This is a genomic window from Microvirga sp. M2 (assembly GCF_047497095.1).
In the GTDB taxonomy this organism is placed as follows: Bacteria; Pseudomonadota; Alphaproteobacteria; order Rhizobiales; family Beijerinckiaceae; genus Microvirga.
On the sequence record NZ_CP134063.1, the window covers coordinates 2,935,678 to 2,950,733 of the forward strand.

9 protein-coding genes are annotated in these 15,056 nt (G+C 65.6%); 3 read left to right on the forward strand and 6 right to left on the reverse strand.

Going from position 1 to position 15,056, the window contains the following annotated elements; translation table 11 throughout:
* Window positions 1–257 precede the first annotated feature (257 nt).
* Window positions 258–1,013 (forward strand): extensin family protein, encoded by a 756-nt coding sequence (locus RE429_RS13880; protein WP_414471335.1) that lies wholly within the window; start codon window positions 258–260, stop codon window positions 1,011–1,013.
* Window positions 1,014–1,211: 198 nt separating this feature from the next.
* On the opposite strand, the gene RE429_RS13885 is transcribed toward RE429_RS13880, so the two are convergent.
* A complete protein-coding gene (locus RE429_RS13885) occupies window positions 1,212–2,165 on the reverse strand; it encodes a DMT family transporter (protein ID WP_414471336.1) in 954 nt (317 codons plus the stop codon).
* A gap of 358 nt (window positions 2,166–2,523) precedes the next feature.
* On the opposite strand from RE429_RS13885, the gene RE429_RS13890 reads away from it, so the two are divergent.
* Window positions 2,524–2,925, forward strand: coding sequence for a DUF6894 family protein (locus RE429_RS13890; protein WP_414471337.1), 402 nt, complete (start codon window positions 2,524–2,526; stop codon window positions 2,923–2,925).
* Window positions 2,926–3,016: 91 nt separating this feature from the next.
* Here RE429_RS13890 and RE429_RS13895 read toward each other — a convergent pair whose 3' ends face one another.
* Window positions 3,017–4,963, reverse strand: coding sequence for a M23 family metallopeptidase (locus tag RE429_RS13895; protein ID WP_414471338.1), 1,947 nt, complete (start codon window positions 4,961–4,963; stop codon window positions 3,017–3,019).
* A gap of 334 nt (window positions 4,964–5,297) precedes the next feature.
* Here RE429_RS13895 and RE429_RS13900 point away from each other — a divergent pair, with 334 nt between their 5' ends.
* The gene (locus tag RE429_RS13900) at window positions 5,298–7,349 is read left to right on the forward strand and encodes a response regulator (protein WP_414471339.1); all 2,052 of its coding nucleotides are present in this window, start codon (window positions 5,298–5,300) and stop codon (window positions 7,347–7,349) included.
* Window positions 7,350–7,590: 241 nt separating this feature from the next.
* On the opposite strand, the gene RE429_RS13905 is transcribed toward RE429_RS13900, so the two are convergent.
* From RE429_RS13905 to RE429_RS13920, 4 genes are all read right to left on the reverse strand, one after another.
* Entirely contained in the window at window positions 7,591–8,358 is a 768-nt protein-coding gene (locus RE429_RS13905; protein WP_414471340.1) for an outer membrane protein, read from the reverse strand.
* 19 nt (window positions 8,359–8,377) lie between these two features.
* Window positions 8,378–12,175, reverse strand: a complete 3,798-nt coding sequence (locus tag RE429_RS13910; RefSeq protein WP_414471341.1) for an Ig-like domain-containing protein — start codon at window positions 12,173–12,175, stop codon at window positions 8,378–8,380.
* Window positions 12,176–12,611: 436 nt separating this feature from the next.
* The gene (locus RE429_RS13915) at window positions 12,612–13,616 is read right to left on the reverse strand and encodes a D-cysteine desulfhydrase family protein (protein ID WP_414471342.1); all 1,005 of its coding nucleotides are present in this window, start codon (window positions 13,614–13,616) and stop codon (window positions 12,612–12,614) included.
* Between the two features lie 376 nt (window positions 13,617–13,992).
* Window positions 13,993–14,979 (reverse strand): sensor histidine kinase, encoded by a 987-nt coding sequence (locus RE429_RS13920; protein WP_414471343.1) that lies wholly within the window; start codon window positions 14,977–14,979, stop codon window positions 13,993–13,995.
* Between the last annotated feature and the right edge of the window lie 77 nt (window positions 14,980–15,056).

Consider the following 15,056-nt stretch of genomic DNA (forward strand, 5'->3'; position numbering starts at 1 on the left):
GCGCTTGGCATTTTGCGACGAAGGCCAATTCGGGCCGCTCGCCTTCGCGCGCCCCTCCCACCCTCCTATCCAGGGCGCCAAGCCTGCTGGACCAGTTCACGCAATGTCCGCCCTTGGTCCGCCCTTGGTCCGCCCTTGGTCTGCCCTTCGTCGGCCCTCGGCAATTCAGAGCCGGACGTCCCGGACGAACGAGCGAACCGGCAGCGTGGCAGTTGCGTTCGTTCAGAAGAGCAGGATGAGACGGCGAGGTGAGGCAGATGGTGCGCTCCGGAGTGGCGCTTGCGGCAATTGCGATCCTGGGAGCCGGACCAAGCCTGGCGCAGGCGGGGCCGCCCCTGCCTCCGCCCCGGCCGAGGGACGCGCCCGCACCCGCGCAGCCGTCCAGCCCCCCGGCCGAGACACCCCGGCCCCTTCCGGAAGAAAAGGGACCGGCACAGGCCGTGACGGAACCGGATTCGTGCCTCGTCCAGCTCAGGGCCGATGGGTTCGAGGTCGAAGCGGCCGAGCAGCCCTCCACGCCAAACGAGCTCTGCCGGATCGAGGCGCCTGTAAGGCTGAGGGCCGTGCCGGTGCCGTCCCGACCGGGGGCGACCGTGCGCCTGGGCGATCAGCCCATGCTGGCCTGCCGGTTCGCCGGCAACTTCGGGCGTTGGCTGGGGGGCCTGGTGGCGCCCGTAGTGGCTGGCAGCCTGAACACGGAATTGAGGAATGTCCGCACCGGGCCGGGGTTCGAGTGCCGGAACCGGAACGGAGCCGCGACCGGCAGGCTGTCGGCCCATGCCGAGGGCTTGGCGATCGATATCGTCGGTTTCGAACTCGCCAACGGATCAACCCTGCGCATCCGGCCGGAAGGCGATTCCCCCCAGAATCCATCCCTGATGGCCCTGCGCACCGCCGCCTGCGGCTGGTTCACCACGGTGCTGGGTCCCGGATCCGACGCGGCCCATGCCGACCATCTGCACGTGGATCTGCAGCAGCATGGGTCAAGCGACCGTTACCGCATCTGCCAGTGATGGACCGGCTTTGTCATGCGGTTCGACGTCTCAGGTGCTACAGCGTCGGGTGTGAACTCGAACCTCCATCCGATGCAGTCGGTCTCTGTTCTTGAGCATCTTTTCACGCAAAACCGGTTCCCACTTTTCACGTCCGATGCTCTCCTTGCCTGAGCATCTTTTCACGCAAAACCGGTTCCCACTTTTGCGTCCGATGCTCTAACGCCAGAACAGAACGGCAGTGCCAAGAACCGTCACGCATGCGCCGACCCAGGATGGCCATGCGAGCCTGTTCCCCGTCCGCAGCCACAGCATCGGCAGGATGGCGACCGGAGCCATCGAGGAGAGTGTCGAGGCAACCGCCACGCTGGTTCCGGTCAAGGCGATCATCAGCATCGACATGCCGGCCACGTACCCGATGAAGACCCCGAGCGAAACACGAGCCAGCGTCTGCCCGTCCGGAATGCCGATGCCCGATTTCCAAGTACCCGATTTCCAAGTGCCCGATTTCCAAGTACCCGATTTCCAAGTCTTCGGTGACCCGAGATGGTACGCCCACAGGACGACAACGGCCACGAGTCCCCGCAGCGCCATCACGGCGAATGGATCGGGGTGGTCGAGCATTACCGGCCGCATGGAGAGGATGCCGACCGCCTGGCCGAAGGCGGCAAGCACGGCCAGCAGGACGCCCGCAGCCGAGAGGCGAACCTCCGCGTGAACGAAACTTTTATGCGCCGCTTCAGGGCGAGTGGCGGGCCCGTGCTTGAAGCCGACCGCGATCACGATCCCGCACGTGACCAGCACGCACCCGACCAGTTGGCTCGGGCCCAGCGTCTCCCCGAGGACCAGGAAGCCGAGCACGGCCGCAAAGGGGGCGCTCAATGAGAAGATCAGCCCGGTCCGGCGTGCACCGATCAGGGCGATGCCGGCGTTCAATGCCGGATCCGCCACGACAATCGCCACAAGACTTGAGAGCAGGATAAGGGGGAAATGCCTTGCCGACACACTGCCCCAGCCCCCAACCACTGTCGCAATGGCGACCAGCATCAGGAAACCGATGAGCATGCGCCAGCGCGACAGCGCCATGGGGCCGCCCACGGCCTTCACGACCTCGGCAGAGATGAGGGTCGCCAAGGCGATGCAGAGTGACGTGCCGAGGGCGAAGAGAGCCAAGTGTGTGTCCTTAACCGGGACCGGACGCCAGCGGAGTGGCTCAATCGCCCTGGGGATTTGGAGAATCGATGTGACCGGAAACTTTAGAAGCCCACGGGAGGCACTTGTCCAGTCACTGGAAAGACGCACACCGGACTGGCACCGCCGGCTTTCCTGCGCTCAGCCCGGCGGCACTTCCCGGGGTCTTCGGGACGGACACCGGCGTCGTGATCGGTCCGCTGAAGAGCAAGGCCCCACTCCTCCGAAGAAGGAATCGGCACCCCGCATGGAGAGCTTCTGCCCCCGACCGAAATCATTATCATCCCTATCATCTTTCGCCTGAGGGCGAACCGACCGGACAAAGCCGAGAGGACCTGGCATGCCGCACTTCTATTTTCATATCCGGGACGCCGATCAGCGGCGGAGCCGTGACAGGTTAGGGCTTGAATTTCCTGACGTGGAGACCGCCTATCTTGAAGCGTTCCGCGCGGCTGAAGGTATCCGAGGGGTGTTCGTGGCCCGGGGCCGGAATCCGCGGGACTATGCGATCGAGGTTGCGAATGCCGCAGACGAGTTGATCTTGGACCTGCCCTTCGCCGAGATTTTCGACCGTCATGCCGGGCGGCATGTCCCCCGTTCGATGATCAAGGCCGCCAGGGAACAGGGAAACCGAATGATGCGGCTCAGTGCCGAGGTGGCCGAGCAGGTCCGCCTTGTCCGAGAGAACCTGCGGCGCTCGCAGGATCTTCTGAACAGTCTCGGCCGAGGCCACGCGGACTGAGGCGTCGTTGCGACCGGCCTCCCTCCGCACGTTCGGGCAGCGGCTGCGAAAGTCCGAGAGCGCCGGGATCCAGTCGAACGGCCGTCACGCGTCAGCCCCTATGACGCAGATCGTCCATGTGCCGCCCCTCCTGCTGGAAGGACACCAGGGCCTCGCCGGTGAGCCCTTGTCCGTCGGGCAGACGGACTTTCATCGGGTCGACGAACCGATCGTTGATCTTGACCTCGTAGTGAACGTGAGGCCCCGTCGAGAGGCCGGTTGAACCGACATAACCGATCACCTGACCCTGTCGCACCGTTGCGCCGGGGGTGATCCCACGGGCAATCCGTGCCAGGTGACCGTAGCCCGTCATGTAGCCGTTCAGGTGCCTGATCTCGATGTGATTGCCGTAGCCGGAAGCCGTTCCGGCCGCCTCGACGACCCCATTGCCCGTTGCCATGATGGGTGTTCCCCGGGGGGCCGCCCAATCGACGCCGTTATGAGGACGGGTGTAGCCGAGAATGGGATGAAACCGCCCGCCGAAGGGTGAACTGAGACGCCCTTCGGCAACAGGCTTTCTCACGAGGAGCTTCTTGGCCGAGTGGCCTTCCTCATCGAGATATTCGACGTCCCCGGTTACGGGAGACTGATAGCGGTACACCTTTCGGATCTCATCTCCGATTTTGAGAGCCGCATAGAGCAGTTCGGGATCGCGCCCCTCGTCATTGGCGAAGAACAGCGAGAGACCGTCCCCGCGGGCGGCCTGCTGGTTGAAGTCGACATTGTACGCGAGAGCCCGGATCATGGTGTCGATGATCGGACGTGGGATCCCATTCTCGAGGCAGGTCTCGTAGACGCTCTCGTACAAACTGACCCTTTCTCCCTCCTCGTCCACTGTGTCGCCGGATGAGGCGACCTCCGGGGATGGCTGATCAGTTCTCAGTACGGAAACGAATTGTCCCTGATCGTTCTCGGCGACATTCTCCAGGACATTGCCATCCCGCTCGATGGTGACTCTCTCGATGGGCCGGCCACCGGTTTGCGGCCCCAGAAGAAGCCGGACATGGGGAGCCTCGGGGAGGCTGGACCGGACCCAGGAACTCAATGCCGCCAGGATCTTATCGGTTCGTGCTTGGGTCGCGCCGTTCTTGCGAAGCGCAAATTCAAGCGTTTCCCCACGCTCCAGGATGATCTCGCGCTCCTCGTAGAGGGGAGATGCGGAATTGATCCGGTTCTTCGGAATCGAGACGACGTTCTCGGGCGCAACGCGAACGTCGATCGCATCGAAGGGATCCGATGGAGCTCGCTCGATCGTCCCTTGACCGATCTGATCCTTGAAGCGGAAGGTTCGGGCAAGGATGCGCTGCTGCGTAAAGCCCTCCGCCAGATGAGAGAGGTCCGAGGTCAGGCTGGTGAACTCCCTGATCTGATCCGCAGCGTTGTCCTCCGTCAGCGCCGGCGCATCGTTCCCGATCGTGAGAGCGGCCAGATCGCTTCTGGTGATGGTTGCCTCGGTCTCGGATGGATCATAGGAAGCCGACACCTCGTCTTCCTCGGGAGCCTCGGGCTCGCGCTCAAGGACCATGTGCGCAAAGTCGAATGGGGGGATGTCCTCGATCTCGGCCCGGGCCAGCGAAAGATCCGTCTTGAGCCGGACATAAGCCCGGGCCCGGATGACTTCGTGATCGCCCACCTGCTCGACGCTGGATGCGCTGAATTCCTTTTTTGCCGCAGCCGGCACAGGGCCGAGAGCCAATCGGTCGCCTTTCTGCCCGACAACGCCGGAGTTCTGGAAGTCGCGGACGGAGCGGATCACGACGCGCTCGGGACGCTCGATATCCACGCCCTCTGTTTCGACAGCTCCATAGAGCGCCGTGCCGATGAGCACGCCACCGCTGACGCTGACCAGGAGACAAGCGGTGAGCCAATGGAGGTTGATGACGGGTCTTTTGCCGTCCGAACGGCTCTCGAGCGGTGCGAAGCCCGCATCGAACTCTGTTCGTGCGGAGGGCGCCTCTCTCGTTCGAGCCGAGGTAGATTGAGCGGCGAGGTGTTTCACGGCGAGTCGTCGACCAGGTGGGATTTCACGGACGTGGACCGGCGCCCTTCAAACTTGACCGTTTTGTGGCGGGATGGAGCGGCCCTGCCCTGCGCGGCGCGTATAGGTGACCTTGCGGCCGGATGGGCGACCAAAGAGCAGTGCAAGTTGAAGGACCGCTTGGGGTCGAAGAGGATCGGACGGCTGGCGTCGCCGATCCCAAAAGCCGCCCCTTCGGCGGTCCGTCAGGCGCGTGGCCGTGACCATGCTGGAACGCGTGACGATGCCGGACCGGCGCTTCTTTGCCTAAGCGCAGGGACTGGCCGGGAGGCCTGTCCTCGTCTAGATACATCGCATGCCGCATGACATTGCTCCTCCGGACCTGACCTTTCTCGTAGGCGGAGGCGAAATGGGCGCCAGGATCCGCGCCTTCGACTGGTCCCAGACCTCCCTTGGCCCCATCCAGACCTGGCCGCAGAGCCTGCGGACCATGGTCAGCATGGTCATCAACTCGAAGTTTCCCTCCTATCTTCTCTGGGGACCCGATCTCGTCGGCATCTATAACGACGCCTATCGCCCTTTGGCGGGAGGCAAGCCCGAACTGCTGGGCGTGCCTTTTCGCGAGGCCTGGGCCGAGGTTTGGGACGACATCACACCCATCGTCGACAAGGCTTTGGCTGGCGAGGCCAGCTACTTCGAGGACCTGCTCCTGCCGGTCAATCGATACGGAGAGCCTGAGGAAGCCTATTTCACCTTCTGTTACAGCCCGGTCCGAGATGAGAGCGGGCGAGTGGCCGGCCTTCTCGACACCGTCACGGAGACGTCTCAAAAGGTCAGGACCGAGCGCGCCCTGCGGGAAAGCCAGGACAGGCTGCGCCAACTGAACGAGACCCTCGAAGCGCGCGTGGCCGAGCGCACGCGCGAGCGGGACCGGATCTGGCGTCTGAGCGGCGACCTCATGGATGTCTGCAACGCGAAAGGCGACCTGCTGGCCGTCAATGCCGCCTGGACCCGCGTTCTCGGCTGGACGAAGGACGAACTGCTCCAGCTCAACTTTCTCGACCTGGTCCATCCCGATGACGTCGGATCGACGCTCCGGGAATTGGCGAAGCTCGACCGGGGCGTTACGACGCTCAATTTCGAGAACCGCTTCCGCTGCAAGGACGGTGAGCACCGGCTCATTTCCTGGACGGCTTCGCCCGAAGGCGGATTGTTCTACGCCATCGGACGCGACATCACGGGGCAACGCCAAACCGAGGAGGCCTTGCATCAAGCTCAGAAGATGGAAGCGGTCGGCCAGCTCACAGGCGGGATAGCCCACGACTTCAACAACCTCCTGACGGGGATCCTGGGCGCGATCGAGATGCTCCAAACCCGGGTCCGCCAAGGGCGGCTCAACGACATCGAACGCTATACCACGGCAGCCTCGAATGCGGCCCATCGAGCGGCCGCGCTGACCCATCGCCTCCTGGCGTTCTCACGACGCCAGCCCCTTGATCCCAAGCCCGTCGATGCCAACCAACTTGTGACGTCCATGGAGGATCTGCTGCGCCGCACGTCAGGCGAGACCATCCGGATCGAGACCATGACGGCGGCGGGCCTTTGGACGACCTTGTGCGATCCCAACCAGCTCGAGAGCGCGATCCTGAATCTCGCCATCAATGCACGCGACGCCATGCCGGACGGAGGCACGCTCACGATTGAGACCTGCAATGTCGACATCGACGCCCGATATGCCCAACGATTGGGTGAGGTAGCGCCGGGACAATACATCTGTGTTTGCGTGTCCGACACCGGTGTCGGGATGGCAAAGGAGACGATCGACAAGGCATTCGAGCCCTTCTTCACCACGAAGCCCATCGGGCAAGGCACGGGCCTCGGCCTGTCGATGGTTTACGGTTTTGCCCGGCAGTCCGACGGCTTTGTTCGCATCGACAGCGAGGTCGATCGGGGATCGACAGTCAAAATCTACCTGCCGCGTGACCATGGCCTGCCGGACAATCAGGACATGCCGCAATTGGAGCCGCCTCAGCGCGGGCAGGGCGAAGTCGTGCTGGTGGTCGAGGACGAACCCACGGTTCGGGACTTGGTGAGCGAGATCCTCCGGGACTTGGGCTATCATGTCATGGAGGCACATGACGGCCCGGCAGGGCTCAAAATCCTCAATTCGAATGTCAGAATCGATGTGATGGTGAGCGACGTCGGCCTGCCGGGCTTGAACGGCCGCCAACTCGCCGATGCAGCCCGCCACCACCGCCCGGCCCTCAAGGTTCTGTTCATGACCGGATATGCGGAGAATGCAGCCATCGCGGGCGGCTTCCTGGAACCGGGCATGGAGATGATCACCAAGCCCTTCGCAGTCGAAGCCTTCGCGGCGCGGATCCGAGGACTGGTGGGACAGGCCTAGGGTCTCGGACGTGAAAAGTGGAATCCACTTTTGGGATTGAATCCGATGCTCCTGCTATAGAACAGCGCATCGTTCGAGCGGACCCGAAGAGCCACGTTCGTGAAAACCGTGTCCACTTTTTCGCACGATGCGCCCGTGAGCGAACGACAGCTCGTGCCGGCCGGTCTGCAACTCAGGCGGTGGCAAGGATCGGGAGCGCGAAGACGCATCCGATCCTGCTCTCTCGTCGCATCGGCCTGCTTTAGAACCGGACGTTGAGCCCCAGGCGGCTGATCCAGCCGTCGTTCTTGAAGCGATAGCTGGCCTGATCCCCGGCCCGCGCCAGCGTCAGCGTCTCGTCGGCGAGTTTGTAATACAGCGTCTCGCTCGTCAGCGACAGGTTCGGCGTCAGCCGGTGCTCGGCGCCGGCGCCGAGCACGAAGCCGCTCGTCCAGGCGGTGCGGCTCAGCGCAGGGCCGACGCCCGGCGGCGTCACCGTGATCGCGCCCTGGTGCTCGATCTGGGCCGAGGCGAGACCGCCGGTGACATAGACCAGCGACTGCTCGACGAGCGGCACCAGGCTCGGCAGCACGAGCCCGACCCGGCCCTTGAGCGTGCCGAACCAGCGCAGCTGCGAACTCAGGTCGGTGCGCAGCGCGAACGGCCCCGCCACGCCCACGCTGCTGCGGCCCTGGCCCACATCGAGCGCGCTCAGATCCGCCTCGAGGCCGGCGACCACGTCGCCGAACTGCCACAGATAGCCGACCTGCGCACCGCCGCCGAGCCCGCTGGCGCGCAAGCCTGCCCGGGCCGGCAGCGCCGCCGGCGCCACCCCCAGCACGCCCGTGCGCTCGGCCGCGCCCTGGTCGCTGATCCAGGCGCCATGCGCGCCCAGATACCAGCCGCTCCAGCTCACCGCGGGTGCGGCCGGCAGCGGAAGCACAGGCGCGGCCCGCGACGGCAGGTCGGCGGCGGCCGCCGCGACCGTTGCGCCAAGCAGGACTGAGGCGGACAGGAAGAAGCTCTTCATCACGATCTCCGATCTGGGCTTACAGGATCACGTCGCCGGCCGCGAGAGGGCCGACGATCCGGATCTCGAAATCGGCCCGGCCGTCGCCGTCGACGTCGCCCATCAGGAGGCCGTTGGCAAAGCGCAGCTCGCCCGCCCGGCCGGTAAAGCCCGTGGCCAGGAAGGCCGCGCTCTCCTGCGGGTGCAGGAACGGGCCGTCTGCGCCGGTCCAGCTGAACGCCTGGTTGCCGGCGAGCCGGGTGTTGGCGTCGATGCCGCGCAGGTCGATCCGGTCGTGGCCGCTCTGGAAGTCATGGATGACGTCGCGCTGCGCCCCGACCCGGCTCTCCGCGACCGTCGTGAAGACGAAGACGTCGCGGCCGGCGCCGCCCCACAGCTGGTCCCGGCCGAGCCCGCCCACCAGGGTGTCGTTGCCGGTCCCGCCGAGCAGCGTGTCGTTGCCGGCGCCGCCGTCGAGCCGGTCATGGCCGCTGCCGCCGTCGAGGCGGTCGTGGCCGGACCCGCCATAGAGCCGGTCGTTGCCGGCATCGCCGTAGAGCCGGTCGTGGCCGGTGCCGCCCGCCAGGGTGTCGTGGCCGGAGCCGCCGAGCAGGGTGTCGTTGCCGGACCCGCCCTCGAGGCGGTCATGGCCGGCCTCGCCGAGGAGCCGGTCATGGCCGGTGCCGCCATAGAGATGGTCGTCGCCGATGCCGCCGGCGACGGTGTCGTTGCCGGCATCGCCGTAGAGCCAGTCGTTGCCGCCCTTGGAGCCGATGTAATCGTTGCCGCCGCCGCCGTGCAGGGTGTCGTCGTCGGCCCCGAGCACGATGTGCTGGGCCGCGCCGTCGCCATACACCACCTGCGAGCCGGCCCCGCCGGTGACCCGCACGGCGCCGAGGATCGTCGCGAACGCGACGTTGTCGAGCGCGATCACGGTGCCGGCCGACAGCCCGCGCGCGTCGATCACGAGCGCGGTCGCCGGCGCCTGCGCGCTGCTGTCGCCGCTGATGACGAGCGGCACGCCCGCCACCGCGCCGGCCTGGGTGAGCGTGAGCGCCTGGACGAGGAGCGGCGTGTGCGCCGGCAGGCCGGCCAGGAAGCCCGCGCCGCCGCCGCTCAGCGTGGTGCGGTCGGCCGCGCCGGCATGGGCCTGGATCTCGCGGATCAGGTCGGCGAGCGAGGCGCCGGCGGCTTTCGGCGCCGCAAAGCCCGACGCGGTCAGGCCGAGCCCGACCCCGACCTGCACCGTGAGCACGGGGCGCCCGCCCGCCGTCACCAGCGGAATGTCGGCATACAGGGCGCTGCCGTCGGTCTCGCTCCGGCCCGCCGTCACCACCGGGATCGTGACCACCTGCGACACCGAGCCGTCGAGGTTGGTCGTCTCGGTGCGGTCGACCGCGACGCCGTCGACCAGCGGCGCTCGGGTGTCGAGGGCCAGCGCCAGCGGGGCGCCCGCGCCGCCCGCATTGCCGGCGGCATCGGTGTAGGTCCCGGCCGTGACCGCGATGGTGGCCGTGCCGCCGCTGACGCCGGGCTCGGGCGTGAACACGGCCGTGCGGGTCAGGCCGGTGCCGCTCAGCGCGCCGAGCGTGCCGCCGACCACGCTGATGGCGTCGAGGGTGAAGCTCGCGCCGGGGTCTTCGCTGAAGGTGAACGTGATGGTGGCGGTCTCGTGGGCCTTGAGCGCGGCGAGATTGCTGGTGATCGTGAGGCCCGGCGCCACGGTGTCGAGCGTGTAGGCCTGGCTGCGCACGGGGCCGGTGTTGCCGATGGCATCGACCACGCGCACCGCGATCGTGTGCGTGCCCTCCGTCAGCACGGCCGCCAGCGACCAGGAGGTCGGCGTCTCGCTGAGCGCGGGCGTCCAGGTACCGCCGTCGTCGAACGACACCTCGACGCGTTCGCCTGCGGCCAGGGCGGCGCTCAGGGTGCCGGCAAGGGTCTGAACGGCCGTCCTCGTGACGAAGTCGGTGGCGGAAACGCCGCTGTCGTCCGAGAGGGCCATGCCGGTCACCTGCGTGGCGGGCCCCTCCGTGACGACCTGGATCTCCAGCGGCGGCGAGGCCAGCCCGACATTGCCGGCGGCATCGGTCGCCACGGCCGTGATGGTGTGGGCGCCTGCGCCGAGCGTGGAACTGGTGATGCTCCAGGTGCCGTCGGTGGCGACGGCGGAGCCGATCTCGGTGACGCCGTCATAGAGCCGGACGGTGGCGCCGATCTCCGCGGTGCCGGTGAAGGTCGGGGTGGTGGCGCCGGTGATGTTGTCGGTATTGGAGATCCCCGTGTCCGAGGCCGCCGCCAGATCGGGCGCGGACGGCGCGGACGGGGCCACGGTGTCAATGACATAGGAATGCGCGTACACAGGACCGGTGTTGCCGGCGGTATCCATCACGCGCACCTGCAAGGTTCCGGAGCCGCTCAGGACGGCGGCGAACGACCAGGTGACGCCGTCAACGGTGGCCACGTCCCAGCTCGCGCCGTTGTCGAGCGAGACCTCGACCCGCTCTCCGGTTCCCAGACTGCTGCCGAGCGTACCGGAGATGGTCTGGTTTGCGCTCGACGTGATCATGTCGGCGCCCGAGGCGCCCGTGTCGTCCGAAAAGGTGGCGCTTTCCACCGCAACTGTCGGCGCCTTGGTGTCGAAAGTGATCGATGGGCTGGCACCGGCTCCGCCTGCATTGCCGGCCGCATCGGTATACTTGCCGGCTGCGACGGTGACGCTGGCCGTCCCGTTGTCTGTATTCGCACTCGGCGTGAAGGTCGCGGTACGCGTCAGGCCGCTACCGCTCATCGGTCCCAAGGTGCCGCCGCCGACCATGACGTCGTCGCTCGTAAAGCTGGAACCTGGATCCTCGGAGAAGGTGAACGTGATCGTCGCCGACTCGCCCGCCTTCAGGACCGACCTGTCGCTCGTGATCGAAAGCGTCGGAGCGGTCGTGTCGACCGTGTAGGTCTGACCGGCGGTATACCCGCCCGTGATCGCATTGCCATGCGTGTCGGCAATGCCTGTGCCGGAACCATTCAGGTCCAGGCGCAGGGTTCCGTTCCCCGTGACGTTGGACACGGTGACGGCATAGGCCGAGGGTCCGACCATGGTGACCTGGGTGACCTGGCCGCTCGCGTTGCCCGTGGCGGTGAGGGTGAAGTCGTCCGCCGAGACGCCCGTGACATCTTCGCTGAACGTGACGGTGTATGTGATCGTGTCGGCATTGGTGGGACCGGCAGTCCCCGTCGTCACGATGGAGATGACCGTAGGGCTGATCGTGTCCGCGGGCGGCGCCGCCGGCGCAACCGCGCCCGTGAAACCATTGACGTACTTGTAGGGATTGTTGCCAAGGGATGGATCGTTCGTCGCAAGGACGTTCCAGTCGCTTGCGAGATAGCCTGTCCCGGGGTCCTCGAAGTTGGTGTTCCGTACCACGATCCCCGGACCGTCCAGAAGTGGCGTGCCGGTCCCAGGATTACCGAGGGTATCGACGACCACACCGCCCTTCTTGAGGACAAGCGCGATCACGTCGGGCTTGGAGTCGCCCGCGCTGATCATGACCTCGTCGTTGAAGTAAGAGCTTGCCGGAACCACATCGAAGTAGTCGTACCAGGTACTCTCGATAATGATGTACTCGGTCCCCGCAGAAAGCTCGCTATAGATGGGCGTGGGCAGTGTCACCGGGGCTCCGCCCGCCCCGCGATAGATGATGTCGAGCGTATATCCTGCCCCGATCTGCGCACCGGGTGAGCCATAGTAGTAGAGGCCGATTCCGACCTGTGGAGCCCCGCTGGGGCTCACACCGAGATCCGAGTAACTGGCGATGATGAAGCGATTGGCGGGAACGGTCATGGCTTGGACTTTGGCTTGGACTTTGTCTCGGAGGTCGTCCGGATCGGGCAGGAATGACGGGATGGTCAGTTACCCGCGAGGGCCATGGCACTGGATCGGATGGAGGGCATCCGGCGCCACGGTTGCTCGTCGCGGTGGCTGGCCGGAGCAGGTTGGTAGAGGCTAGGACTCTATGGCCTGGTGGTTGTTAAAATTTCAAGTAGAAACAACAGCAACATCGTTTCCATTTCGTGTCAGCAGACTCCTCAATCGAAGAAGCAAGCCTGCCGCCTTCACGCGCAACCGGCGACCCGTCACACAACGCCGAGATCGCAGAAATGCTGCGTCGGTGGATCCTCGAGCGCGAACCCGAACGCGCGACGGCTTGACGAAACGAGGGCGCCGGAATGTCTCCCGCGGATCGACGAGTGACGGTTCTACCCTTTCGCTGAACCGTTCACGACGCGGTTCGGCTGAACATCTCCTGATAGGCGAACAATGCCGGTGCGCCACCCGTGTGGATAAAAAGCAGATCGTCCTTCGGGCCGAAGCGGCCCGTTCTGATATCGTCGATGACGACCGCCATCGCTTTGGAGGTATAAACGGGGTCGAGCAAGATCCCTTCGTATCGCGCGCATAAAGCGATCGCCTCGCGGGAGGCGTCGTTGGGCAGTCCGTAGCCGGGAAGGTACATGCTGTCGTCGAGGCGGATCGCCGATTTGGCGGCGGCATCGATGCCGAGCAACGCTGAGACGCCATCCACCAGAGCCTCTATGATCGGGCGCTGCTTCTCGACCGGACGGGAGATCGTCGCGCCGATCAACTCCGATGTCGATTTCGAGAGGTGAAGGCCTGCGAGCAGACCCGCATGCGTCCCCCCGGATCCCGATACGACGAAGATATGCGTGAAGCTCCGTCCGAGCACACGCTCCTGCTCGACGATTTCCCGTGCGCAGGCGACGTAGCCCAGACAGCCGATCGGGTTGGAGCCGCCCACGGGGATGACGTAGGGCGATTTTCCCTGGCCCTGCAACTGTTCGGTGCAGCGAGTGACCGCCTCCGCAAGGCTGTCCTCTCGCCGGACCAGGTGAACCTCGGCCCCGACAACATCGTCGATCAGCCGGTTCGCCGAATTGTAATACGCCGGTCGTCGGTCAGGGACTTCGTCGATCAGGACGATGTGACATTCCAGGCCGAGCTTGGCCGCCGCGGCGGCCGTCAGTCGCGCATGATTGGATTGCAAAGCCCCGGATGTCACGATGGCGTCGCATCCCTTCGCCTGCGCATCGGCCAACAGATATTCGAGCTTTCGCAGCTTGTTGCCGCCCATGGCGATGCTGCCGAAATCGTCCCGCTTGATGGAAATTCGGGGACCGCCGAGGGCAGCGGACAGTCGGTCGAGCGGCTCGATCGGGGTCGGCCACTGGGAGAGTTCTACGCGGGGAAATCTCTCGTGCAGCATCAATTCGATGCTCCCTTCTTGGAAAGAGCGCATCGCTCTTGCGAAAAACCGGGTCCACTTTTTCGCACGATGCGCTGGCGCTGAAGGTCGTCCTGCAAGGTGCTCCTGCAAGGTGCTTCTGCAAGGTGCTACCATGGACGGTGATCGGGAGAAAGAGGCGGCCCGAACCAGCGAAGCCGAGTTCATCCGTTCGGCGGACACCGATCGGTTCCCACACAGACGTCGGCGAGTTTTTCAACGCGATCTGCCAAGGCGGCATTCGAAACCTGTGCCGGATCTCCGCTCGTTCCTCCTTTCATGTTCCGGAGGGAATATTCGTACATCGCGGGCGACCGGAACCAGACCGCTGCACAGGCTTCTGCCCCCGGTCGTGGACCTACGCCACAGGAGCGTCGACGGTGCACACCACGCCGGTCGGCGGAAACGCGATCTCCACATGGCCATCCAGGTCCTGCGCCAAGCTGCGCTCGATCAGCCGCGACCCGAAGCCCCGCCGGCGCGGAGCCACCACGGGCGGGCCTCCGGTCTCGGTCCAGCGCAGGCTCAGCCGGGGCGGCGCGGCCCCGTTCTGCACGGTCCATAACACCTGGACCGTGCCGGCCTTGTTGGACAAGGCGCCATACTTCACCGCGTTGGTTGCCAACTCGTGCAGAGCCATTGCCAGCGCCAGCGACATGCGCGGCGTCACTCTCACGTGCGGCCCCTCGATGTGGAATCGCGTCTCCCCGGGAATCTCGTAAGGCTTGAGGGCGTTTGCGACCACTTCGACCAGGTCTGCTCCCTCCCAGCTTTCGCGCGTGAGCACATCATGGGCTCGGGACAGAGCCAACAGACGCATCTCCAAAGCCTCGCGCGCCTCCTCTTTGCCGTCCGCCGTCCGTAAGGTTTGGGCCGAGATGGACTGCACCGTTGCGAGAGTGTTCTTCACCCGATGGTTCAACTCATTGATGAGCACCCTCTGATGCTCGGTCGCGCGCCTTTCCTTATCAAGCGCGGTCCTGAGGCGCTCCTCCCCTTGGTGCAGGTCCTCCAGCCGGGCCCGCGCCTCATATTGCCGCCGCCGCCCCCGCAAAGCCGAGCGGGCGACGCTCACCAGCGTTCCGGGATGAAAGGGGCGCTCCAGAAAGGTCACATTGCCCAGAACCTCGGAGAGCCGCGCCAGCGCTGGATTGCGCTCGACCCCGCCGCCGCGCAGGGTCAGCAGCACGAAGGCCAGGTCCGACCATGGCGGCTGATCCGCCAGCCAGCGCGCCAGATCCTTGAGATCGGCCGTGCGGAACGCATCGTCCGTGACCAGGGCGAAGCCGGCCCCACGGGCAATCTCGCGCGCCAATGCCGGCAGATCGGGGCAAATCTCCGCCATGATCCCCACACTCCGTAGAATGTCCGCCGCAACAGCCGCATCCCGCCCGTGCGGCGCCAGGATGAGCGCTCGCTCCG

Excerpts from the sequence above, each read along its gene's own strand:
- RE429_RS13880 (WP_414471335.1), top strand. The coding sequence starts at position 258 with ATGGTGCGCTCCGGAGTGGCGCTTGCGGCAATTGCGATCCTGGGAGCC.
- RE429_RS13890 (WP_414471337.1), top strand. The coding sequence starts at position 2,524 with ATGCCGCACTTCTATTTTCATATCCGGGACGCCGATCAGCGGCGGAGC.
- RE429_RS13900 (WP_414471339.1), top strand. The coding sequence starts at position 5,298 with ATGCCGCATGACATTGCTCCTCCGGACCTGACCTTTCTCGTAGGCGGA.
- RE429_RS13905 (WP_414471340.1), bottom strand. The coding sequence starts at position 8,358 with ATGAAGAGCTTCTTCCTGTCCGCCTCAGTCCTGCTTGGCGCAACGGTC.
- RE429_RS13910 (WP_414471341.1), bottom strand. The coding sequence starts at position 12,175 with ATGACCGTTCCCGCCAATCGCTTCATCATCGCCAGTTACTCGGATCTC.
- RE429_RS13915 (WP_414471342.1), bottom strand. The coding sequence starts at position 13,616 with ATGCTGCACGAGAGATTTCCCCGCGTAGAACTCTCCCAGTGGCCGACC.
- RE429_RS13920 (WP_414471343.1), bottom strand. The coding sequence starts at position 14,979 with ATGGCGGAGATTTGCCCCGATCTGCCGGCATTGGCGCGCGAGATTGCC.